General features: G+C 43.6%; 20 protein-coding genes. 12 read left to right on the top strand and 8 right to left on the bottom strand.

The features are described 5' to 3' along the window. Positions 1-135 precede the first annotated feature (135 nt). The 3 genes from BCT34_RS00580 (at position 136) to BCT34_RS00590 (ending at position 3,209) form a co-directional block, all read left to right on the top strand. Entirely contained in the window at positions 136-894 is a 759-nt protein-coding gene (locus tag BCT34_RS00580; RefSeq protein WP_076651598.1) for a helix-turn-helix transcriptional regulator, read from the top strand. 66 nt (positions 895-960) lie between these two features. Beyond that, positions 961-2,145 carry a GGDEF domain-containing protein gene (locus BCT34_RS00585; RefSeq protein ID WP_076651597.1) on the top strand — a complete coding sequence of 395 codons (1,185 nt, stop codon included), beginning with the start codon at positions 961-963 and terminating at the stop codon, positions 2,143-2,145. A gap of 152 nt (positions 2,146-2,297) precedes the next feature. Then, positions 2,298-3,209 (top strand): LysR substrate-binding domain-containing protein, encoded by a 912-nt coding sequence (locus tag BCT34_RS00590; RefSeq protein WP_076651596.1) that lies wholly within the window; start codon positions 2,298-2,300, stop codon positions 3,207-3,209. Positions 3,210-3,267: 58 nt separating this feature from the next. Here the strand turns inward: BCT34_RS00590 and BCT34_RS00595 are convergent, their stop codons facing one another. Then, a complete protein-coding gene (locus BCT34_RS00595) occupies positions 3,268-4,149 on the bottom strand; it encodes a LysR family transcriptional regulator (RefSeq protein ID WP_076651595.1) in 882 nt (293 codons plus the stop codon). 281 nt (positions 4,150-4,430) lie between these two features. Here BCT34_RS00595 and BCT34_RS00600 point away from each other — a divergent pair, with 281 nt between their 5' ends. Further along, a complete protein-coding gene (locus BCT34_RS00600; protein ID WP_076651594.1) occupies positions 4,431-5,618 on the top strand; it encodes an MFS transporter in 1,188 nt (395 codons plus the stop codon). A 70-nt stretch (positions 5,619-5,688) separates the two neighbouring features. Here BCT34_RS00600 and BCT34_RS00605 read toward each other — a convergent pair whose 3' ends face one another. The 4 genes from BCT34_RS00605 to BCT34_RS00620 all read right to left on the bottom strand — a co-directional run bounded on the left by BCT34_RS00605 (position 5,689) and on the right by BCT34_RS00620 (position 9,695). Next, a complete protein-coding gene (locus tag BCT34_RS00605; protein WP_076651593.1) occupies positions 5,689-6,252 on the bottom strand; it encodes a sugar O-acetyltransferase in 564 nt (187 codons plus the stop codon). 183 nt (positions 6,253-6,435) lie between these two features. Further along, positions 6,436-7,434 carry a LacI family DNA-binding transcriptional regulator gene (locus BCT34_RS00610; RefSeq protein ID WP_076651592.1) on the bottom strand — a complete coding sequence of 333 codons (999 nt, stop codon included), beginning with the start codon at positions 7,432-7,434 and terminating at the stop codon, positions 6,436-6,438. Positions 7,435-7,543: 109 nt separating this feature from the next. Then, entirely contained in the window at positions 7,544-8,983 is a 1,440-nt protein-coding gene (locus BCT34_RS00615) for a 6-phospho-beta-glucosidase (RefSeq protein WP_076651591.1), read from the bottom strand. A gap of 172 nt (positions 8,984-9,155) precedes the next feature. Next, a complete protein-coding gene (locus BCT34_RS00620) occupies positions 9,156-9,695 on the bottom strand; it encodes a hypothetical protein (RefSeq protein WP_076651590.1) in 540 nt (179 codons plus the stop codon). A 266-nt stretch (positions 9,696-9,961) separates the two neighbouring features. On the opposite strand from BCT34_RS00620, the gene BCT34_RS00625 reads away from it, so the two are divergent. The 3 genes from BCT34_RS00625 (at position 9,962) to BCT34_RS00635 (ending at position 13,174) form a co-directional block, all read left to right on the top strand. Then, positions 9,962-10,945 carry a DUF1254 domain-containing protein gene (locus BCT34_RS00625; RefSeq protein ID WP_076651589.1) on the top strand — a complete coding sequence of 328 codons (984 nt, stop codon included), beginning with the start codon at positions 9,962-9,964 and terminating at the stop codon, positions 10,943-10,945. 94 nt (positions 10,946-11,039) lie between these two features. Continuing rightward, the gene (locus tag BCT34_RS00630) at positions 11,040-12,134 is read left to right on the top strand and encodes a DUF1254 domain-containing protein (RefSeq protein WP_076651588.1); all 1,095 of its coding nucleotides are present in this window, start codon (positions 11,040-11,042) and stop codon (positions 12,132-12,134) included. Positions 12,135-12,337: 203 nt separating this feature from the next. After that, a complete protein-coding gene (locus tag BCT34_RS00635; protein ID WP_076651587.1) occupies positions 12,338-13,174 on the top strand; it encodes a LysR family transcriptional regulator in 837 nt (278 codons plus the stop codon). Positions 13,175-13,239: 65 nt separating this feature from the next. Here the strand turns inward: BCT34_RS00635 and BCT34_RS00640 are convergent, their stop codons facing one another. After that, on the bottom strand, positions 13,240-14,163 hold the full coding sequence (locus BCT34_RS00640; protein ID WP_076651586.1) for a LysR family transcriptional regulator: 924 nt from the start codon (positions 14,161-14,163) through the stop codon (positions 13,240-13,242). 128 nt (positions 14,164-14,291) lie between these two features. Here BCT34_RS00640 and BCT34_RS00645 point away from each other — a divergent pair, with 128 nt between their 5' ends. Together BCT34_RS00645 and BCT34_RS00650 are read left to right on the top strand one after the other, a co-directional pair. Next, a complete protein-coding gene (locus BCT34_RS00645; RefSeq protein ID WP_076651585.1) occupies positions 14,292-15,080 on the top strand; it encodes a hypothetical protein in 789 nt (262 codons plus the stop codon). Between the two features lie 213 nt (positions 15,081-15,293). After that, complete coding sequence (locus BCT34_RS00650; protein WP_076651584.1) at positions 15,294-16,910, top strand: mechanosensitive ion channel family protein; 1,617 nt, start codon at positions 15,294-15,296, stop codon at positions 16,908-16,910. Positions 16,911-16,998: 88 nt separating this feature from the next. Here BCT34_RS00650 and BCT34_RS00655 read toward each other — a convergent pair whose 3' ends face one another. Next, entirely contained in the window at positions 16,999-17,388 is a 390-nt protein-coding gene (locus BCT34_RS00655) for a VOC family protein (protein WP_076651583.1), read from the bottom strand. 254 nt (positions 17,389-17,642) lie between these two features. Between BCT34_RS00655 and BCT34_RS00660 the strand changes: the two genes are divergently transcribed. Then, positions 17,643-18,485: a DMT family transporter gene (locus BCT34_RS00660; RefSeq protein ID WP_241902759.1), complete on the top strand. Its 843-nt coding sequence runs from the start codon at positions 17,643-17,645 to the stop codon at positions 18,483-18,485. Positions 18,486-18,575: 90 nt separating this feature from the next. Here BCT34_RS00660 and BCT34_RS00665 read toward each other — a convergent pair whose 3' ends face one another. Further along, the gene (locus BCT34_RS00665; RefSeq protein ID WP_076651581.1) at positions 18,576-19,478 is read right to left on the bottom strand and encodes a LysR family transcriptional regulator; all 903 of its coding nucleotides are present in this window, start codon (positions 19,476-19,478) and stop codon (positions 18,576-18,578) included. A gap of 189 nt (positions 19,479-19,667) precedes the next feature. Here BCT34_RS00665 and BCT34_RS00670 point away from each other — a divergent pair, with 189 nt between their 5' ends. Then, a complete protein-coding gene (locus BCT34_RS00670) occupies positions 19,668-21,740 on the top strand; it encodes an alkyl sulfatase dimerization domain-containing protein (protein ID WP_076651580.1) in 2,073 nt (690 codons plus the stop codon). Positions 21,741-22,070: 330 nt separating this feature from the next. Next, the gene (locus tag BCT34_RS00675; RefSeq protein WP_076651579.1) at positions 22,071-22,895 is read left to right on the top strand and encodes an SDR family NAD(P)-dependent oxidoreductase; all 825 of its coding nucleotides are present in this window, start codon (positions 22,071-22,073) and stop codon (positions 22,893-22,895) included. Positions 22,896-22,899 lie beyond the last annotated feature (4 nt).

Consider the following 22,899-nt stretch of genomic DNA (forward strand, 5'->3'; position numbering starts at 1 on the left):
ATCTCAATCATTTTATTAATCACTTTGTTAATTTTTATTTAAATTTCACCCAATAGGGTGATGATAGTAATTTAACAAAATGAACTAATATTAATACGTTCGATATCGATACAATTAAAAAGTGTTGGCTACTGTATGGTTAAAAAAAATAATAACGAATTGACAAACCCAAGCATCTCCTATCTTCCGAACGAACTGGAAAGTGAAGTTCGTGAAGGGCTAGAAAAAGTTGGAGTTGAACATGTGAGCCTAATCATTTTGTCCAAAGGTAAGGACATTGTTTTTGAAAGTTTAGAGAGTATTTCAAATAGAATATCCATTAGCAAAAGAATATCGGAGAGCATTGAAAGCTATTTTGACGCAGCCATGTGCCATGAGAAAAACATTTTGCACTTTACCTATGACAATGTTTTGGAAAATCGCATATTTGATCACAAAAAGCTGTCAATAATCACCAATAAACTGAGCAAATATTCTGTTTATTCTCCGCTAAACTACGATCATAGAATGGTAGCTATCTTTCACAGCGTTGAATCATTATCTGAACATCAAACTAAGCACTTACAACTGGTCGCTAATATCATGATAGCCTGGTCCAACTCATGGGTTGCCCACAACACTATGTTGCGCTACTGGAAAAAGTACTCCGAACCTAAGAACATAGATATTACTTCAACGTTAACCAAATCAGAATTCAACGTTTTAGAGTTATTGATAAAAGGGTTCACTGGGCCAGAGATATCCAGCATTAGAAACGTATCAAAGGAAACCGTACGAACTCAAATCAAGAGTATTCTTCATAAGACTCACTGTCATAGTCAAAACCAACTGATATCGAGATTTTCTCAATCTCAATGGACTATCAATTGTCTCCACCGAGGCGTTTACTCTTAAAAATAGCAAATGATATTGAATCAACTTCAAGTTGTCAGTTAATTAATGGTTAAAGGATAAACCGTCATGAATATTCTTAACTTTCTGATTATAAAAAGGAACATACTGATATCTTCACTAAGCTTACTAATACTGTTATTCCACTACAATAGTATTCATAGCTTGGTAAAAACAATAGAATTCGAAAAAGGGAAAAGAGAGGATTTAATCTCAAACCTAATTATAAATAATATCGATTACAACCTCTCTTTTTTAAAAAAAATTCTTGCTGACCTTGAAAAATCCACGTTTTTAGAAAGTAAAGAATCTAACGCTGGGAAGGTAGGCAAAGATTTTTTACATGATGTAAAAAGTCGCTTCAATTTAAATTATTATTTTGAAAAGATCTCCCCTTCAAATGCACAAAACATAATACTTCAAGACCAAAAAAATCAATATTATCTACTTTCAGGAAAACCCATTCGCATTGTCTTTTCCTCTTCCTTATCACCTGATTCAGAAAAAACATACCTCAAAGTAACACCTGTATCCCTGCTTTCACTCGATTTATATCAATTAGACTCGCGGAAAAATCGGTACTTTCATCTGATTAAAGTACCGTTACCAGTTTTCAATGGAAATGTACTCATCTTCGATGATATGACAAGTTCAGCTATCGAGCTAAAAAATGAGCTGCAAAGCCTCGTAGAGATCCTATTACTTCTTCTTGCTAGCTATATTCTCTTGGCGACTTTTGCAAAATATCAACACAATACCAACATAAAACTGGCTTCAGACGCCTTAACTGGGCTAAAGAATCGAGCCTATTTACAATCAGCAAACGTAAGATTAAAGCACGACCACCTTAAACATGCGTGTATCTGCGTGATTGTTATCGACCTCGATTATTTTAAAGATATCAATGATCAATATGGCCACCCAACCGGAGACGATATCCTCATCAGAGTTGCAAGTATTTTGGCCGATAATGTACGAAGCAATGACGAATGCTACCGCATTGGCGGGGATGAGTTCATTGTCATCGTTAAATCTCAGACCCTGTCTGATACTAAGAAATTAGCCGAGAGACTGAGAGAGAAAATTGCTGAAGATGAACAGCTTCATATCATGTCTAGGGGAGGTATATCAGCATCATTAGGACTCGCGGTATTGTTACCTAACCAACCTATTGAAGAGGTCGTATCAATTGCAGATGAGATGCTTTACCAAGCTAAGAGACAAGGGCGAAACTTAGTGCAGAGTTACATTTAGACGTAGCTACTTAGACTTTGTATAAACGACTGCAAAGTCTACAAAACAGAGTCAAAATTGTATTACTCTCGACTAAATGGTACCTCCACTAGTCACTGACTAGCATACAAAGTCCATGATATTTGTTCATAACCTCAAATCTAGATCGACTTATGAAGCACTCAGATTTCAACCTAATACCCATCTTCGTTGCTGTTATGGAAGAACTAAGCCTTAGTAAAGCCGCTCATCGTTTAAACATGAGCCAACCCGCTGTGAGCCAAAGTATCCATAAGCTTAAAATTCTGTTTGATGATCCTCTTTTCTTTCGTGAAAGTCATGGTGTTTCCCCTAGCAAGCTAGCTAAAAGTATTTATCCCCAACTGTCCGCCGCGGTTCATCAAATCAAACTCACAGCCCCACCTCTTTCAAACTTTAATCCAGAAACCAGTTCCCGAAAGTTCATGATTTCAACTGCATCTGTATTCGGACTGAGTATTCTTTCTGTTGTTTCGAATCTTATATTTACGCAAGCTCCTAAGGTAAAAGTTAAGGCGGATTCAAACTTAGCGCACAAAGACATGAGTTCATTGCTCAGAAACCACTATGACTTGTCGATAGATATTGATCATGGGCAATATCCTGGACTCAAATCTGAAGAGATCTTACGGGAAGAGTTATGTGTTTTATGTCACGTAAACCACCCTCGCTTAACAAACCCAACAGTATCAATTGAGCAATTTTTGTCAGAAAAACATGTCGTGCACACCACATCCAATCAGAAACAACCTTATTTACACGACAAAGGATTGGATTATGGTGATATCCTGAAACAACGAGATATAGCGTGGAGCGCGAACAGCATCGTTGAAATGATGAGTATCATTGAAAATAGCCACCATGTTTGTTTGTTCCCGAAGCGGTTACTTAATAAATACCTTCAACATTCAGATTTAAAACTCCTACCCTGTGATTTCATTTCAGAAAGTGTAAACGTCGCGATGTTTTGGCATCCAGCTCAACACGATGACATAGGACATCGCTGGCTAAGAGACCTGATTTCTGAAGCGAGCTATTGTAGCTAACTGAGCTAGCACTCCTTGCTCCAGCTCCCAGGCGGCCAGTGACACCTCTAGTTTCTTGTTAGAGGCTTAATCTTGGTTGAATAAAATCAATAAACGCCGAGATTCGTTTAGAAACAGAAGACGACTTATAGTAAACGGCATTCACTCGTTCTCGGTCTGTATTGGCAAGTTTATCTTGTTCCAAAATAGGGATCAGACGCCCTGCTGCCATATCTTCCTGCACCATAAACCCCGACAAACAAGCAATCCCATTTCCAGCTAGTGCGAGTTGACGCACTGTTTCACCATTACTGGCTGTCACAGTTGGCGCGACATAGCTTTGGTTTGGCAAAGGCCAGTGATTAAGTACCTTGTTTCCTGCAAAGCCGACGATCTGATGCGAACTCAAATCTTCTGGTTTAGTGGGCACCCCACGCTTAGCAAGATAGTCAGGCGACGCTACGATGTGGAGTAAGCTTTTCCCTAAAGGGCGGGCATGAAGTGTTGAATCGGACAACTTACCGATTCGAATCGCAACATCGGTTCTCTTTTCTAGAAGATCAACAAAGCCCTCGTTGGAAGTGAGTTCCAATTCAATGTCTGGATAAGCTTCTTTGAATGACTGCACCAAAGGCACCAATTGGTGAAAAACAAATGGGCTTGCCGCATCAACTCTTAAACGACCTTTTGGTAATTCTCCGCGCGACACAATTTCCTCTTCTGCGCTCTGAATCATCTGTAGCCCTAACCTTACTGAATCGACAAACTGCCGCCCTTCTTCTGTCAATTCCACGCGCCTCGTTGTTCGGTTGAATATTGAGACTCCGAGTTTCGATTCAACCTTACTCACCGAGCGAGATACCTTGGCCACTTGAACGTCTAATGCTTCTGCCGCTGCAGAGAACCCACCAGCATCGACCACAGTAAGTACCATTTCTAAATCATCTGAACGGGTTAGCATGAGGCTCCTTCGTTATTTTCATTTTAGTTATGCTCCTTTCTTTAGTGCTCATCACAGCTCAAATCATCCGTTTCTTTTAACTTTCATCCACTTATTTTTATGATCGTCTAACTCTTCAATTATTGCAAATATCACAAAGGTTATTTGTTAATGGCAATGTTTTTCACAAATATATTTTGCTAGATAATCCTCGCCATCAAACGAAGCGCGCCTATTGCAGTCACAAGCTGCCCCATTTTATCGCGCTCGGTATTTAACAAAACACAGTAAGAGAGATGATTATGCCATTAGCATTACTTGCATTGACGCTCAGCGCCTTTGCCATCGGAACCACAGAATTTGTCATCGTAGGCTTAATCCCTACCATGGCAAGCGACTTAAATGTATCTCTGCCATCGGCAGGTCTATTAGTTAGTTTATACGCGCTTGGCGTTGCTATTGGTGCACCAGTGCTCACGGCGTTAACGGGGAAATGGAACCGTAAGGTGGTGTTGTTATCCGTAATGTCTCTATTTGTTGTCGGTAACTTACTGGCGTGGCAGGCTCCAGGCTATAGCACGTTGATCGCCGCACGAATTTTGACTGGTCTTGCCCATGGTGTGTTCTTCTCTATTGGCTCAACCATCGCGACAGGTTTGGTTTCAAAAGATAAAGCTGCCAGTGCCATTGCCATCATGTTTACAGGTTTAACTGTTGCATTGGTAACAGGCGTACCACTGGGCACTTATATCGGCCAAACTTTTGGCTGGCAAGCGACCTTCTTGATCGTTGCATTGCTTGGTCTTATTGCTCTTATCGGTAGCGCTATCTTGGTTCCAAGCAACCTTAAACAACCACCAGCAGCTAAGATTTCGGCACAAATAAAAGTTCTAACTCAACCACGATTACTCTTAGTTTACGCTATCACGGCACTCGGCTATGGCGGTACATTCACAGCCTTTACGTTCCTAGCTCCAATACTAGAAAACGTATCAGGGTTTGATTCAAGCTCTATCAGCCTAATCATGTTGGTCTACGGTGTGTCAGTAGCGGTGGGTAACATATGGGGCGGTAAAATGGCCGATAAGATGGGCCCAATTAAAGCGCTGACCGTTATCTTCTCAGGTTTAGCTGCAGTATTAGTGGTATTCAACTTTACCGCAGTAAACCCTTACGCAGCTGTTGCGACCATCTTGGTTTGGGGTGCATTCGCGTTCGGTAACGTTCCAGGCCTGCAAGTTTACGTGGTTAAGCTGGCTGAGAAGTACACACCTGACGCAGTCGATGTAGCTTCTGGGTTGAACATTGCAGCCTTCAATGTTGGCATTGCATTGGGTTCATGGGGCGGTGGTTTGATTGTGGCGAAATCTGGATTAATGAACACCCCTTGGGTAGGTGCAGTGATTGTTTTAGTCGCTCTTGGACTGACTCGATTCAGTGGTGCGTTAGATAAGAAGCAAGCACAACAAGCTGTTCCATCTAGCATCTAGCATCTAGCATCTAGCAAGAATAGAAAAACAAAGCCCGGACCTAGGTTCGGGCTTTGTTTATGAAATATCATTATTGTTCGTTATCAATCAGCTTCAAAACTTTACACGGGTTACCCACCGCAACCACATTATCTGGGATGTCTTTAGTCACCACGCTGCCTGCACCAATCACACTGTTATTACCAATGTTCACGCCAGGGCAGATAATCACGCCAGCACCAATCCATGCATTGTCACTAATGGTGATTGGGGTGCCGAACTCAACACCGTCGTCAACACGACTCTTCACATCCAGTGGGTGTCCTGCTGTGAGCACTTGAACATTTGGAGCGAAAAGTACATTGTCGCCAATGGTCACTTCTGCCACATCCAAAACAACACAATTGAAGTTAGCGTAAAAGTTTTTACCTAACTTAATGTTCGAGCCATAGTCACAGCGAAATGGTGGTTCTAAATATGCGCCTTCAGAATCAGGAATCAGCGTATCGATCGCTGTGCGCCATTCATCACTATCTGGGATACTGTTGTTGAGTGTTCTTAGTACCTTACGGCACTCAATTCGTTCAGCATACAGCTCTTCATCCCACGCTAGGTAAGGTTCCCCTGCTAGCATTTTTTGCTTTTCTGTTTTCACGTTACTTACCTGTTCTCACACTACTGACTTGTTTTCGCATTACTGACCTAATGGTGGTCAAGTCATCGACCAAAAACGCAATATCACACATCTAAATAACCGTGAATAAGGAGTGTTTAAGCTTGATTTAATAGATGCGCAGCTCGTCACTTTTTGTAGATGAATAACAAAGTTAAATCCGTGCTAATTTAGCTTCGCGATCGAATCACGCAACACCAAACTGCCAGTGGTATTGATAGTCGTCGCTTGCTCTGTTTCACCGACAATTTGCAGAATCGCTTTTTGCGTCATTTGCTCAAGTGGCACACTCACAGAGGTTAGGCTTGGTGTGAGGAAATCACCGACTTTACTGTTATCAAAGCCAACAATAGAAATATCTTGAGGAAGTGAGTAACCCAGCTCCGTTAACGCCTTAATCGCGCCAATTGCCATGTCATCATTTTCGGACAATATCGCAGTGAAGCTTACTTTGTTTTCCACTAAAGCTTGCGCGGCACGGTAACCACTCTCCATCGTCCAGTCGCCTTGAGCAACTTTAAACTCATCCAAAGTTATACCCTGCTTGGTTAACACATCTTGATAGGCTTGGTAACGTAGCTTATCGGTCGAAGAACCCGCTTTGCCACGAATGACTGCAATCTCGGTATGACCTTGCTCGATGATGTGTTCAACCATCAAACAAGCGCTGTGATAATGGTCAGTGGTGATCGCGTGCTCTGGCTTCGATGGCATTTCTCGGTTGAGCACCAGAATCGGTGTGTCTGTGCTTTCGATGATCTGAGCTATCTCGCTTTCCGTTAAACATTGCGGATAGATGATGATGCCCGCGCACTTCATGTCGAGTAAAAAATTGATCGCCTTTCTTTCGTCTTCAGCGCTGTGTTTACCATCGGTGATCACCAGTTGGTGATTCGATTTTTCGCTATAAGAAGCCGCGTGATACATCAAGGAAGAGAAGTAAGGGCCGTTAAACAACTCATTAGTGATCACAAAGCCAATGAAGTTGGTCTTCTTAGTCGCCAATTGCTGAGCCAACAGGTTTGGTCGATAGCCCGTTTCTTGAATCGCATCAAATACCTTTTTCACCACATCTGGGCGCACGATATTCTTGCCATTTAAGACACGAGAGACTGTCGACTTAGATACGCCTGCACGGTTCGCGACATCAAGCATTGTGACCATTCGCTTCTTTTCCTTTATAAAAAATTAGCCGACATAAGCCGACTAATTTAATGTTAATTCACATTGCGCGTAACTTTATATTACGTGTAACTGCGCAGCAAAACGCATTCTAAATAGTGGCACCGTTAGATGCAATCACACCTTTATACCACTCGAACGACTTCTTGCGCTTGCGCTCAAGTGTTCCAGATTGGTCGTTGTGCTTATCGACATAAATGAATCCGTAGCGTTTTTTCATCTCACCGGTGGTGAACGATACCAAATCGATACAGCCCCAAGGGGTATACCCCATCAAATCAACACCATCAATCGCAACCGCTTTTTTCATCTCTTTGATGTGATCGCCGAGGTAAGCGATACGGTAATCGTCGTTGATGCTGCCATCTTCTTCGATGGTATCAACCGCGCCAAAACCATTTTCAACGATGAACAGCGGCACTTCATAGCGCTCATACAGAGAAGCTAAACAGAAACGCAGACCTGTTGGATCTATAGGCCAACCCCAATCACTTGATTGGATGAACGGGTTATCAACCGAGTTTTCATGACCGCCGTCCATCGCTTCTTCGGTCGATTGGTGCGAAGACGAGTCCAAAGTATTCGACATGTAGTAACTAAAGCCAAGGTAGTCCGCTTTACCTTCTTTCAAGATCTGTTCATCTTCTGGCTGCATTTCAATATTGAAGCCTTTGATAGCCCAATCACGCTTAGCGTAATTTGGGTAATGACCGCGTACCATCACATCCGAGAAGAAGTAACGATCACGCATCGCGTGCTGTGCCACCATAATATCTTCTGGCTTCGAAGAACGAGGGTAGAAAGGCACCATCGCACACATTGCACCAATCTGAAGATTTGGATTGATCTCGTGGCCTTTCTTAACCACCAGCGCACTGGCAACAAATTGATGGTGAACCGCTTGATACATAGCTTCTTGCGGCTTTTCGCAGTGTGGGAATTTCACGCCAGAACACAACCAACCAAAGATGTCAGCCGAGGTGTTCATCTGGTTATTGATCTCGTTAAACGTCATCCAGTATTTCACTTTGTGCTGATAACGCTCCATCACTGTAGTCGAGTACTTAACAAAGAAGTCGATCACTTTACGGTTCATCCAACCGCCGTATTCTTTGGCTAAGTGGTAAGGCATTTCAAAGTGGCTCAGTGTCACCACTGGCTGAATGTCGTATTTCAGAAGTTCATCAAACAAGTCATCGTAAAACGCTAACCCCGCTTCACACGGCTCGGCCTCATCTCCATTTGGGAAAATACGTGTCCATGCAATACTGGTGCGAAAGCACTTAAAACCCATCTCTGCAAATAACTTAATGTCTTCTTTGTAGCGATGATAGAAATCAACCGCCACTTGGTTAGGGTAGTTTTCACCATCGATCACGCCATCTGTGATTCGACGTTGTACGCCATGTGCGCCTGCCGTTAACACATCAACGACGCTCACCCCCTTACCATTCGCATCCCAGCCGCCTTCTAGCTGATGCGCTGCAACCGCACCGCCCCATAAAAAATCGTTTGGAAATTCGTTGTTCATACCATTACTCGCTACAAGTTATTCGTGAAAAAGATCTGGAATAGAGCGCTCAACTGCAACTCTGAAACCGATTTCAATAAAAGCAAAGATACAGATTGAAACCGGTTTCAGCAACAATTAAAAGATCTTTTTTTTGATCGAGCAACGGGCTAATCAAAAGTCAGCAAGGCTACTAATGCTCTTCAAAATACTGCTCGTGTTGTGGTTTGCCAGATTGATCTTGAGTTCCAGGATAGAACTGAACGAGTGTCTGATCAGCTAGAGTAAGATGAATCCAACCCTCTTTGACTCTCAACCAATTGGTGCCATTGGTCTCATAGACTGCAGGAAATTGGCCCCAACCTGATTCTGATACCTGGAGCTCTTTAAAGCGCTTAATCGGAGTGAGCTTGCTACTGTTGAGGTTTGCGTCAACATAGACAGATAAAGGCTCGATGGCATCGTTTGGCTTGAACGTGTAGCAACTCACAGAGACTAGAGTGCGATCAAGCCACTGGTAGGATTGTGCGCCTGTTAAATCGAAGACCGTGCAATCATTGAATTGAATCGCCCACTCTTGGTGATTCACAAAGCCTAGGTAACCTATAGGTTCTTGTGATAGAGCTTCTTGTGGTAGAGGTTCTTGTGATAGTGGAGCCACCTCTGAGACAGTATCAGAAACTGAACACCCCATAAGTCCAAGGCTAAAAATAAAACTCAACATGCGCTGCATATAAACGTCCCGTATTTAATGAGTGAGAAGATAACCAAACCTCTCTATTCATCTTAGTATCCTAACAGCATAGATTGCTATCGGACTCGCAGTAATGAACAGGTTTAATAATCGATACCTATTCCAACTCATTTCGCAACTCAGCCACCAACTAAACGCGACAAAAACATCACTATCAGTGATATCTTAAATCATCACCGCTCTATTTTTAGAGCTATTAATCACAGACATAATGTTCGCAAGTTAATCAAACTTTGAGAGCATCCATGAAAAAAACCACCCTAGTTACCCTAATGGCATTGGCTTCTTCTGGCCTTATTGCTGCTGAAGTAACCAAAGAGAACTACGTTGAAGCAGAAACAGACTGGTACTTTTCTGGCGTACAAAACAATGCGGGGGTCAACACATGGATGCACGACGCTCCGGTAAGTATTGATAATCAGCAAGTCATTCGCTCAAACCGCGACGTGGTGTACTCGATTGCAATTGTCGACGTATCACAAGGCGCAACCTTTACCGTTCCAAATTCAGAGCACTACCAAATTATCCACCTAATGGATGAACAGCACCTATCACACCAAGTCGTGTCTCGTGGTGAATCACTAACCATCAATGCTGATGATATCAACGGTGAGTATGTTTACCTGCTCGCACGTACCAAAATTGCAGGTGATGACACCGCTGAACGTCAAGCACAGCTACAGATCAAAACTAATTCTTCACGCCCTTACCAAGGTAAAGGCTATTCAGAAGCGGACGTACAAGCACTGCGTAACCAGCTCGTTATGGAGTTTGTTAAAGGCGAAGTGAAGATCCTAGAGCACATGTCTTTTGTAAAAAAGATTGAGCAAGCGGACCCAACCTCCTATATCTACGCGACAGCGGTTGGTTATGGCGGCCTGCCATCATACGAAGCTCAATACTTACCCTACGTGGTAGGTGGTGGCTCAGATAAAGCGTGCCAAACCTTCAACATGCCAAAGCCCGATCTCGATTATGCAAACGGTGGTTTCTTCTCACTCACCACTTACGATACCGCTGGCTGGATTGTAGAAGACAATTTCTACATCGGGCATGAAGAGATGAAAGATAACGGCGACACTTTTGAGGTTGCATTTAACTGCCCACAGTTATCGCACTCAATCGATGTAAAGGATGGCTGGACGGGGGTATGGCGCTTCTATAAGCCAAACAATGAAATGGAATTCATCGAATTTATCGACGGTATTCGCTCTGTCAGCGTTCAATAACCTGACGCTTCGAAACCGATGAACTTAACAAGGAGGGCATTCTCTCCTTGTTTCAAACGAATCCATTTTTGCAAAGATATTCATAAGGTTACACATGAAAAAGACTCTTCTGTCAACACTTATCACCATGACTAGCTTTTCTGCATTCGCAGGCACTTCAGCATCTGCGCTTGAGGCATCACATCAACCGTTTTCTTCAATCGAACCGATCAACTCATCAAGCTGGGACATCAATCCAGTAGATTATGGAATGACACCAGAACAGTTTCTAGAAGCTGAATCTCTGCACTTCATGACCAACATGGCAAAACGTGAAGGTATCAACGGCATCTTCCATTTTACGACCTTAGCCAAAGCCGAAGATCGCTGGGTTGTATCTCCAAATAATGACGTGGTGTACACCATGATCGTAGTAGATGCGAGTGAGGGCTTTACTTTAACCATGCCAAACACAGGCGACCGTTACATCACGGCGCAAATCGTGTCGCAAGAACACATGTCTACCCAACTAATGGGCGGTGGTGTTTACGAGTTTGATGGCAGTGAATTTAACGGTTCTCACGTAGCGATCGGTATCCGCGTTGGCACCGACGGTACGGATGCAGACGTACAATACGTGGTTGATAACCTACAACCTAAAATGACACTAGAAGCAGCATCGAACAACCCAGTGCCAGACTACGATTTAGACACGTTACTGAAAGTGCGTACCGCGCTTATGCAAGGCTACAACGCGCTGCCTGATACCTTTGGTCAAATGACGGATAATGTGGCTAAGGTACAAGACTGGGAGAAGTTCACCTACTCAACAGCTGGCGCTTGGGGCTTATCTGAAGACCAATACGCAATGTACGCTCCATACAATCCTGGCGTAAACCAAGAGACATGTTATACCGCGACCTATAGTCAACCAGATGTGAAAGATTTTTGGTCTATCACTCTATACAACAATGAAAAGTACTTGATGGCGAATGAAAGCAATGTGATCAACTCGGGTAATGTAAAGCTAAACAGCGACAACACCTTTACTGTTCACTTTGGCACTAAAGAGGCGTGTTCTGACATCGACGGTATTAAGAACTTTGCACTCGTCACCGAAGATAATTGGGGCTTTTTAATGCGTGCCTATGGTGCTGACGTTCAGGCATTCAAACAATACAACATGCCAGAAATAGAGCCAGCAAGCTAAGGGCTGACTTCACAGCGAACGGCTTGTATAGACTTTAAATTTAAGGTCAGACTATAAAGATCAAAGTCAGGCCATAAAGCTCAAAGTCAGAATTTAAAACCAAAGTCAGGCTTTAAATACAGGGCTTAACACCATACTATAAACCTTCTATTTCGGTAGAAGGTTTTTTTGTTTCTGAAGCAAGCCTACCCACAGGAGCCTGTATGGATTACAACCTGATCAAAGTATTTGTGGCATTAAGTCAGACTCGTTCGCTCACCAAAGCCGCAGAAGCCATTGGCATGACCCAGCCCGGTATTAGCATGGCATTAAAAAAGCTGAAGTCGGAGGTTGGCTATGAACTCTATATACGCAAAGGCCGTGGGGTAGAGCTAACAGCAGAAGGGCTTTGGCTCGCAGAACGATTTGCTCAAGCCGAGCAACTTCTCGATGTCACCGGCAATGTCGCAAAACCTGTCATCCACTGCACAGAATCCCTGTTATACCTCGTTGAAGACAAGGTCTCTGGTCACTTCATTGAGTCCCCTCTGAGCGATGAGCAACTCGTTAATGACCTAACATCAAGAAAAGTACATCTGGTCATCGATCATCTTCCAAGGCAATCTAGCGCTTTAATTTCCGAGCCTGTCTACCAAGAAAAAATGCTCGTTATCTGCAACGAAAACCATCCTCGCATCCAAGACCAATTGTCGGCGCAAGACTATTTAGCCGAGCAGCACGTAGCCATAAAGATGACACGTCAAAGTATGTCTGCCTTTGATTACCTGCTGGTAGGGCAACCACAACAACGTGAGGTGGTTGTAGAGACAAGTTCTATCGCCAGTATGATGTTGTTGGTTTCAGAGAGTGACCGACTCGGCAGTGCCTCAGCAAGTATGTATCAAAGGTGGGGGAAGCAACTTGGCCTCAAGTCGTTTGAATTTCCATTCGAATTGACCGCTGTGGACTATCACCTCACTTATCACCGTCGCTATCTCAATGATGCAGCCCATAAGCAGTTACGAGAACAAGTGAAGCACTGCTTCGAGACAAATAACTAAAAGCTAACTGACCTGTTCCCGAGTAAACACGTTGAGAGCCCGCGACGACGAATGCACAAACCTATTTAGGCGTGGTGATAAGTTGCCATCGATGTCTCAATCACATCTAACAACCATTTGTATTTGGCAGAGTGCTGATTACGTTTATTAATGTAAGCATAGACTTGTACCTCTTGTGCCCCTTCTAAACCTTCCACGGTAATCGCTCGTATGTCTTGCGCATGTTGCTCAACCACTGGAGGCATGCACGGTGCAATCACATTGGTTTGTTTAACCGTCTCTATTAAACCGACGATCGAAGTGGTTCGCAGCGCCATGTTAATCGACAACCCAATGTTAGAGACCTCTTGCTCAATTCGAGAGTTTTTGCTTTGGTCAAAATACGCTAAATCAACGTGTGCAAAAGGATAAGGCAACAGCTCTTCAATCTTCGCAACTTTGGCTTTTACGGGATGTCCATGTCTTACAGCAAGCACAAAACTCAAGTTGATGAGAGGTACCGCAATGATCTCCGATGGCAGTTCTTCTTCACTAAAATGAATCACAAAATCAATAAGACCGTGTTGAAGCTTCTCGAGTGAATGCTGAGAAATGGTATGTGTCACTAATGTTGAACGAGGGCTTTCTTTTGAAACGAGATTGAACAGAGCGGGAGTAAACCACGGTAGAATATGAGGATTCGCTTCCACATGAAAGCTATCGCTCAACTCTTCTGGATTAAAAGCCCGACCTTCCTCTATAGCCACCGAAAGCCCTTCAAGTAACGGAAAAACACGTTGGTAAAGATCATCTGAAAATGGAGTTGGTAAAAACTGCTTGTTTGATAGAACAAATAACTCCTCACCCAGCGACTCTTTAAGCTTCTTAATGCTCTGGCTCACCGCAGGTGTAGAGACGAATAATTTCTCGCCTGCTTTTCGCAAACTTTGCTCTTGATAAACAACAACAAAGACTTTCAACAAGTTCAAATCAACATTATTCAGCTTCATATCTCACCATAAAGTTTTGCTTAACGAATGCTTAAGCTTATGTGAATTTAATTAACTTTCTCTAGTTTGTATAGTGGTTTTATATTCACGATTACATGGACGTAATAATAAAAACTATTGAGGTTACTATGCTATTACGTCGTTCACTTGTTTCAATGGCGGTTATTGCTTTCTCTTATTCAGCAGTCGCTGAAGAATCTGAAGTTCAAGACATGTCAGATCCACTGGCGGTTTATACCCAAGCAGGTTTTGGTTACACAGACAAAGGTCTGAACGTAAAAATTGGCCAAACCTACGACACTGGTAGTGATATCACTATGGGTATGAATGTTATTGAAATCAAAGGGATCGCAGGTGATGCTATTGGTTGGAGCAACCGTGATACAGACGACAGCATCGACTCAATTCGTTTTAGAAACTTTGGCGTTGACCTAACCAATGGCCGTGGTGCACAGGTTGATATATCGTGGGATTTCGACAACAACCAAGGTAGCGCGTCTTATAGCTTCATCCAAGCACTTCCACAAATGGGCATGTTCAACTTCTACCCTCTAGCAGGGCTTGGTATTGCTGCTGGTGAAGAACTTCCTGGTACATCTGGCGGTGATTTAGATGCCGATCAACTTCGTGATCGTTACAACATGCACGGCACATTCTACGTAGCTGGTATGTACGGTAAAATGCAAATCACTGACAAGATTTGGTTGAACTACAACCCAATGTACTTAGGCACAATTTCTGGCTCATCGACATTTAAAGATTACGGTTTCGAGCAAAGTGATTCAGTGTTAGCACACGAGTTTGCTGCTAGCTACCAAATCACACCACGTGCCAATGTTCGTTACTTCGCTAACTGGTCAGAAAATACCAGCTTTGAAGACGGCGACCACCGCATCGAGTTCAACTACCAGTTCTAATCAGATGCGAGGCTGGCCGAAACAATGCCCACTTAGGTGTTGATTCTAAGGTTTCTGCTGATGCATACAAAACCACACAGTCAGCCCTATCACGCAGCCTCAATCATTATTCAATCCAACTTCAAATCCATGAAGTCTGAGATAGCATGAGGAGTCAGGTGACTCCTCTATTTTCAAAAGTACGATCAAGGAAGTCATTACATAGGCAAACCAATGATTCGTGACCTTCTAACCTACCTGTTCCTTATGTTCGCGCTTCTTGTCGGAGCCCACAGCTACGCTTCTGACGTGCACTCAACTCAAGACCAGTTAATCAATGATCTTGCTGCACTGGAGGTGGCGCACTCATCGGGTGAAACGCCAACCAATGAGCAAGAGTTCTTAGAAAACATACTAAAGCGCAAAAACGAACACCTAAGAGCCCAAATAGACGCAATCGCAGCTGAGCCAACCGATGATGAAAGCCTTTCTAAACTACTGAGCGATCAACTCGACCTGATGCAGCGCTTATTACTGTTGAGCGAAACAAAAATTCACCAGCAAGCGATTGAGTTTCGCGCAGCACCAGACGATGAGAAATCAACTCTGCTCGTGAACCTTCAACGTCGTTCAATGTTAATGGACACCTATTATGGTCAACTGATGGCCACCATTAACCAGCTTGAATCCAATGCTATTCCCGTAGACGAGGCGAAGGCCGCATTTAAACAGTCTGTGACTGAGCGTGTGGATTTCCTCACCAATATCTTGCTGTATAAAGAAGCCAAGATCATCGAACTCGAGCAGCGTAGTTCTTTTGTCAGCAACAATGAAGCACTGACACAAGAGCTCAATCAACAAAATGAAGAGCTAGAAATAACACTCTACAGTTTTGAATCGATCATCGCGCTAATGACAGCATTGAACATCGAAAATGCCGATCACCTAGCTTTGCTTGAGCAAGTTCAACGACACCTTAATACCGATATCATCGATGTCGATGTGGCTTACTCGTTCGTTGAAGAGACACTGCACTCTTTTCAGCTGTGGATTGTTGATAAAGCACCATCACTTGTTGTTCGCTTACTGCTTTGCTTAGCTATCCTGTTTGCAGCCAAGAAAATCGCCAACCTTGTTGCAATCGGCGTCGGCATGAGTGTTAAGAGCGCCAAAATGAATTTTAGCGTCTTGATGCAAAACTTTTTCACATCGATCGTTTCAAAAGCGGTCATGTTTATCGGAATTCTGGTCGCACTATCTCAAGTCGGGATTGAGCTTGGTCCGCTTCTGACTGGTCTTGGTGTTGCAGGTGTGATCATTGGTTTTGCCTTGCAGGATACCTTATCGAACTTTGCTTCTGGCTTGATGATCCTGATCTACCGCCCTTACGACGTTGGCGACCTAGTTAAAGTCAACGATATTCAGGGGACCGTTAATAAGATGAGCTTGGTTTCAACCACAATTCAAACGGTAGATAACCAAAGGTTAGTGATACCAAACAACAAAATCTGGGGTGATGTGATTAACAACATTACGGCAGAAAGCATCCGACGCGTCGACATGGTGTTTGGGATTGGTTATCAAGATGACATCGATAAAGCCAAAAAGGTATTCATGGATATTCTGACTAGCGACCCGCGCGTGTTAGAAACGCCTGAGCCTATGGTACGTGTCCATTCATTGAATGACTCGTCTGTTGATTTTGTTGTTCGCCCTTGGGTAAACACCGTCGATTACTGGGAAGTTTATTGGGATATGACAGAAAAGGTGAAGAAGAGCCTCGACCAAGAAGGTATCTCGATCCCTTTCCCTCAGCGAGATGTTCATATCTATAATCACAAGGTTGATTAAACTACCATCCCACCAATAAAGAGCAATGCAGCAGGCGCTCATTGCTCTTTTAATATAATGACTTAACCGGTTTACTTGATTCCCTCTATCAAACAGTAAGTTCCAATCGATTGCCATCAGGGTCAAGAACACAGCTCTCATAATAGCCATCACCTGTTCTTCTTGGGCCATCTAAGCGCTCATAACCATCTTTAACCAAGCGACTGGTGAGCTCATCCACCGCCTGTTCCGAACCTAATGAAATCGCCATATGGATGAAGCCCGTGAACTGGTCGTAGATGTCATCTTTCGATTCAGGCACAGAATCCATTTCCATGATCTCTAAACGACTGCCAGTTTCGAAAGAGAGGAAATAGGAAGAGAAGCCTTTGGTTGAGTTGTAGTATTTTGCGTTTGATGTCGCGCCGAAATAGTCCTCATAAAATCGCTTCAACACTTCGAGTTGTTTGGTCCAAATCGCGATATGTTCAATCTTCATTTTGTTCACCTAAGTTTGATGTCCAACATGAGATTACTCATCAAACCAGACTCAATAAACAGAACGAAATTCATCGAAACCGTTCCTATTTAACGGGCTCTATCTTATGTCCATAACTGTACAGTATTGGTATCTATGTTTGTGTAATAGTTATCTTTCCTCCATAGTCGGGTTTTACACATTCTGAGATATACGCCGTGAACTTTCTAAAATTAATAACTCTCGCTGCGATATGGGGCGGTTCGTTTCTGTTCATGAGAATTGCTGCCAATCCATTGGGTCCAGCGGTGTTGATTGAAGCGCGAGTTCTGTGCGCTGCCGTCACTCTACTCTTGGTTTCTTTTTATCTGAAAAGGAAGCTATATTTTAATGCCCATGCGAAACACTTTTTCATTCTTGGCTTGTTCAATACCGCGCTTCCTTTTTTGTTTTTCGCTTATGCCGCGCAGACACTCAATGCCTCGACACTCGCTATCTTGAACTCTACCGCGCCAATATGGGCAGCAATCATTGGTGCGATATGGACAAAAACAGCACTCGAGGCGAGAGTTCTATTAGGGCTTGGAATTGGAGTAACGGGAGTTGGCGTGTTAGTCGGTTGGGATGCGATGAACATTGGCCGTGAGGCTGTACTTCCTATCTTTGCGGCGGTAATGGCGGCCTTTAGTTACGGAATCGCCTCGAACTATACCAAACAAGCACCTAAAGTTGAGGCATTCAATAATGCTCATGGCAGTATGTGGGCTGCGGTATTGATCGTGTTGCCGTCCGTCTTTTTCATTCCGATGAGAGAGGCTCCGGATCTAACCATCACCACATCGGTGATCTTATTAGGCGCTGTATGTACAGGGCTTGCTTACTTGCTTTACTTCAATCTCGTTTCTGAATTGGGAGCACCTTCGGCTCTATCTGTCACCTTCTTGATTCCTGTTTTTGGCATCTTGTGGGGCAACCTGTTCTTAGGCGAAGCAATTGGCCTTAACACCATTTTCGGATCAGTTCTTGTTATTTCCGGCACCATGTTAGTGACCGGTATGACGCCTTCTAAGATAATAGAGAGCGTCAAACAAAAACGAGCAGCAAGAGCGGCTCGTTAGTCGAACTGCAACCAATGCTTAGCACTTCAGCAATATATGTTTGAATGACGATAGAAAGCTGCTCAGATACAGGTTAACCAATAGAAACCGTTAGTCAGTCATATATTGTTGAATTTTGTTTCTCAACCACTGATGAGCTGGGTTTAAATCGGTTCTCTTATGCCAAATCATGTACTGCTGCATCGGCAAGATTTCAAAAGGTTGATCAAGGACTTGAAGCTGGAAGGGTTCGGAAAATTGATTGGCAAAATCACGCGACGTGCTGCCAACACAATCTGAGCCCGATACCAGCACACACATAGTCATCAGCGAGTCACACTCTGCACTCACTTTCCTTTGCTTGAGTGGCGATTTAGTGAAGTATTCTGCAGTGTACAAGCGAGTTCGACGCATCCGAAAAGTGATGTGCTTTTCGTCATAATACTGCTCTTGTGTTATCGAGCCATCGATTCTAGGGTGACCTTTCCGGGCAATAAGCACTAGTTCATCTTCAATCACAGGCTGAGTCATATAGCCATTAACTTGCGGATAGTGGATATCGATCGCTAAGTCGGCTTGCTGCATGCTTAAACTCTGAAGAAGATCTTCTTCGTTGTTCGGCACCATATTGAACTCAATTGAGATATTTCCCAGTGTTTCATCTTGCTCAACAAGGGGTTGAAGCTTGGTTAAACCTATCTCATTCACCAAAATTCGAAACACATGATGCTGCTGATTATCAAACTGCTTTAAAGTGCTGACGGCACTCGTTATGCCTTCTAATGCTGGCTCAACTCGATTTGCTAATTGCACCGCTGCGTTAGTCGGAGTAATGCCGCGCCCTTCACGAATAAACAGGTCAGTATCAAGCTGAGATTGGAGTCGCTTCAATGCCCCACTCACCCCGGGCTGAGTCATACCAAGCGATTCAGAGGCTAAGGTGATCGACTGCAGTCGATACACTTCCAAAAATACGCTCAGTAAATTTAGATCTAACTTTTCAACATCACTCACGGTCACTCTCCATGTTTAGGTGCACTCGCATTGGGTATGCGACAAGCTTTGTGCTTCAATCTGCTACTTTTAAGCATACAACACATAACCGTTTGTGATGTGTTAAATAAAGTTTACTTTATTTTTTGCTATATGTCTTAAACCTATAATCGCCTCAACGAAACAAAATCCCGAATTGAAGAGGCTCTTATGACAACTTCACGCACGTTCAAAAACGCATCACTGTTCCTAGCTATTTCGCTCGCATTCCCAGCGGTTGCTGCAAACCATGACCACGCACACTTCAGCGAAATTGGCGATCAAGGTGGCAAAGGCGCAACCGAGATGACCACGCAAGCAAATCAAGAGTTCGCAAAAACACTTAACTTTGCCGACACTCGTGCTTTCGACAATAACAACAAAGGTCTAATTGCTAGCTTTGACCAAGAAACGGGCGACATCATTCGCAATAGCTTTAACTTCATAGACCCAAGTGTGACGAACGCTGACCAAGCACCTGACTCGGTAAACCCTTCATTGTGGCGCCAGGCGGTATTGAACCAAGCGGCAGAAGGCTTATATGAAGTTGTTCCGGGTAAAGTATACCAAGTTCGAGGCGCGGATTTAGCGTCTATCTCTTTCATTCGTAGTGACAACGGTTGGATCGCCTACGACGTTCTTCTCACCAAAGAAGCGGCCGCTAAATCACTTAAATTCTTCAAGAACAATGTGCCTGAGGGCGGTGAACTTCCAATCGTTGCGATGATCTATTCGCACTCACACGCCGATCACTTCGGTGGTGCTCGCGCAATTAAAGACGCGTACCCAGATGTTAAAGTGTATGGCTCAAAGAACATCACTAAAGAAATTGTCGATGAAAACGTATTGGCGGGTAACGCAATGTCTCGTCGTACCGCTTATCAATACGGCGCAACGCTGAACCGACACCAGCACGGTATAGTTGATGCGGCACTGTCAAAAGGCCTATCAACAGGTAGCATTACTTACGTACTGCCAGACTACGAGCTAAACCATAACGAAGAGATTGAAACTCTGGTTATCGATGGCCTAGAAATGCAATTCATGGATGCATCAGGCACCGAAGCAGCATCAGAGATGGTCACCTACATTCCTAGCATGAAAGCACTTTGGACGGGCGAACTGACCTACCAAGGTATGCATAACCTATACACACTACGTGGCGCAAAAGTACGTGATGGTTTGAAATGGTCTAAAAAAATCAACGAGATGTTGGTCACTTGGGGCGAAGAAACAGAGGTGCTGTTTGCGTCTCACTCAGCCCCAATCTGGGGTGAACAAGAGATTTCTGATTACCTAAAAATGCAGCGTGACGCTTACGGGTTTACTCATAACCAAACGCTTCGCTTAGCCAACAACGGTGTGGTTTTGCAAGACATCGGTGACGAGATTTACAAGGTAATGCCAGACAGCATTCAACAGTCTTGGCACACCAACGGTTACCACGGTACTTACTCTCATAATGCTCGCGCTGTGTACAACATGTACCTTGGCTACTTCGACATGAATCCAGCTAACCTAAACCCATTACCAATCAAGCCAGAGTCAGTGAAGTTTGTTGAGTACATGGGCGGCAGCGACGCTGTGATTGAAAAAGCGCAGCAAGACTTCCAAGAAGGTGAATACCGCTTCGTTGCAACAGCATTGAATAAGGTGATTCAAGCAGAACCAGAGAACAAAGTTGCACGTGGCTTATTGGCTGATACTTACGAGCAGTTGGGTTATCAGTCAGAAGGTGCTGGTTGGAGAAACATCTATCTAACGGGCGCTCAAGAGCTTCGTATTGGCACACAACCGGGCGCACCAAAGACTGCATCTCCGGATGTATTGGCGAATATGACCATCGAAAACCTGCTGGATTACTTAGCAGTAAAAGTGGATTCATTGAAGGCGCAAGACACGCCTTTTACCATGAACATTCAGCTGCCCGACGTGAAAGAGTTCTACTACGTTGAGATGTCTAACGGCAACCTGAACAACATCCAAGTATCAGAGCTGCAAGATGCGGATACAACACTGATCATCAATAAGTCTGACGTGTCTGATATCGTGCTTAAGAAAACAAGCCTTGGAAAACTGCTAGAAGACGGACAAGCAGGCGTGAAAGGTGACAAATCATCACTTAACAAACTGCTGTCTTCACTGACAGAAGCTGACACCTCTTTTGAGATTGTACCGCGTCCAAACAAAGGCGAAGAAGTTGATGCAGAGCTATACCAAGATTCAGCGGTACACGCTCATTAATCTCTAAAAAATAACAACGTCAAACAAAGCCAACATTGGCTGACACAAGGCTACTAACGACCAAGCCTCAACTAATGAATTTAGTTGAGGCTTTTTCTTGCAAGAGTAATCCACCAGCAGGCTAAAGCTTTCCATTACAAACCACTCCCAAAAGCTTTAGAAAAATTGCAGTATAATATCCGGCCACCCTATCCGACTCAGTATTGTCATAATTCTCATTTACAGCACGTTTTCTGACCGTTGCTCCTCCTATCATGTGAACTAGTATGAATTTTGCGCACCGAATCTTTGTTATAAAAGTTACACGGGTAATGTTTCAAAGGAAGAAAGATGCACAAAACAATCCTGATCACAGGTGCGACAGATGGTATTGGTTTAGAAACGGCAAGGATGTTGGCTCAACAAGGCCACCATATCCTGATCCATGGACGCAACCCTGCGAAGTTGAACAAGGTTAAAACGGGACTATCTAGACTGTGTAAAAATGCGGTGATCGACAGTTATATCGCAGACTTTTCTTCTCTCGCTGAAGTGAAGACTCTCGCACAACAAATCAGAGACAAGCACCTACAACTTGATGTACTGATCAACAATGCTGGGGTCTATAAGGTATCCGAGATTACCACTGCAGAGAACTTAGACGTTCGATTCGTCGTTAACACCATCGCCCCTTATCTACTCACGCAAATACTACTCCCTCTTTTTGATGCCTCTGGTCGCATCGTCAACTTATCTTCAGCAGCACAGGCCTCAGTAGATCTTGATATTATGACGAGTTCAAACGCAGGCGAATTAGATGGTCCAGTTTACGCGCAAAGTAAGCTCGCGCTGACGATGTGGTCTATCAACTTAGCTCATCAACTCGGGTCTAACGGTCCATCTATAATTCCCGTCAATCCAGCTTCATTTCTTGGTAGTAAATTGGTCAAGGATGCTTATGGTTTAGATGGCAATGACTTAGGAATTGGTGCTGATATTTTATGTCGAGCAGCACTGTCTGATGAGTTTGCCAACGCATCAGGAAAGTATTTTGATAATGATTCGGGGTTATTCAAAAACCCACACTCCGATGCATTGAATCACGCTAAAAACCGTAAATTAGTGGAAGTGCTTGACCAGTTGCTAGAAGAAAAATTGCACATCACCCCCATCTAATTCT

Source organism: Vibrio sp. 10N.261.45.E2 (assembly GCF_002875705.1).
In the GTDB taxonomy this organism is placed as follows: Bacteria; Pseudomonadota; Gammaproteobacteria; order Enterobacterales; family Vibrionaceae; genus Vibrio.

Excerpts from the sequence above, each read along its gene's own strand:
- BCT34_RS00630 (WP_076651588.1), top strand. The coding sequence starts at position 11,040 with ATGAAAAAGACTCTTCTGTCAACACTTATCACCATGACTAGCTTTTCT.
- BCT34_RS00585 (WP_076651597.1), top strand. The coding sequence starts at position 961 with ATGAATATTCTTAACTTTCTGATTATAAAAAGGAACATACTGATATCT.
- BCT34_RS00600 (WP_076651594.1), top strand. The coding sequence starts at position 4,431 with ATGCCATTAGCATTACTTGCATTGACGCTCAGCGCCTTTGCCATCGGA.
- BCT34_RS00610 (WP_076651592.1), bottom strand. The coding sequence starts at position 7,434 with ATGGTCACAATGCTTGATGTCGCGAACCGTGCAGGCGTATCTAAGTCG.
- BCT34_RS00620 (WP_076651590.1), bottom strand. The coding sequence starts at position 9,695 with ATGCAGCGCATGTTGAGTTTTATTTTTAGCCTTGGACTTATGGGGTGT.
- BCT34_RS00650 (WP_076651584.1), top strand. The coding sequence starts at position 15,294 with ATGATTCGTGACCTTCTAACCTACCTGTTCCTTATGTTCGCGCTTCTT.
- BCT34_RS00635 (WP_076651587.1), top strand. The coding sequence starts at position 12,338 with ATGGATTACAACCTGATCAAAGTATTTGTGGCATTAAGTCAGACTCGT.
- BCT34_RS00640 (WP_076651586.1), bottom strand. The coding sequence starts at position 14,163 with ATGAAGCTGAATAATGTTGATTTGAACTTGTTGAAAGTCTTTGTTGTT.
- BCT34_RS00580 (WP_076651598.1), top strand. The coding sequence starts at position 136 with ATGGTTAAAAAAAATAATAACGAATTGACAAACCCAAGCATCTCCTAT.
- BCT34_RS00655 (WP_076651583.1), bottom strand. The coding sequence starts at position 17,388 with ATGAAGATTGAACATATCGCGATTTGGACCAAACAACTCGAAGTGTTG.
- BCT34_RS00645 (WP_076651585.1), top strand. The coding sequence starts at position 14,292 with ATGCTATTACGTCGTTCACTTGTTTCAATGGCGGTTATTGCTTTCTCT.
- BCT34_RS00670 (WP_076651580.1), top strand. The coding sequence starts at position 19,668 with ATGACAACTTCACGCACGTTCAAAAACGCATCACTGTTCCTAGCTATT.
- BCT34_RS00595 (WP_076651595.1), bottom strand. The coding sequence starts at position 4,149 with ATGCTAACCCGTTCAGATGATTTAGAAATGGTACTTACTGTGGTCGAT.
- BCT34_RS00675 (WP_076651579.1), top strand. The coding sequence starts at position 22,071 with ATGCACAAAACAATCCTGATCACAGGTGCGACAGATGGTATTGGTTTA.
- BCT34_RS00615 (WP_076651591.1), bottom strand. The coding sequence starts at position 8,983 with ATGAACAACGAATTTCCAAACGATTTTTTATGGGGCGGTGCGGTTGCA.
- BCT34_RS00625 (WP_076651589.1), top strand. The coding sequence starts at position 9,962 with ATGAAAAAAACCACCCTAGTTACCCTAATGGCATTGGCTTCTTCTGGC.
- BCT34_RS00660 (WP_241902759.1), top strand. The coding sequence starts at position 17,643 with ATGAGAATTGCTGCCAATCCATTGGGTCCAGCGGTGTTGATTGAAGCG.
- BCT34_RS00590 (WP_076651596.1), top strand. The coding sequence starts at position 2,298 with ATGAAGCACTCAGATTTCAACCTAATACCCATCTTCGTTGCTGTTATG.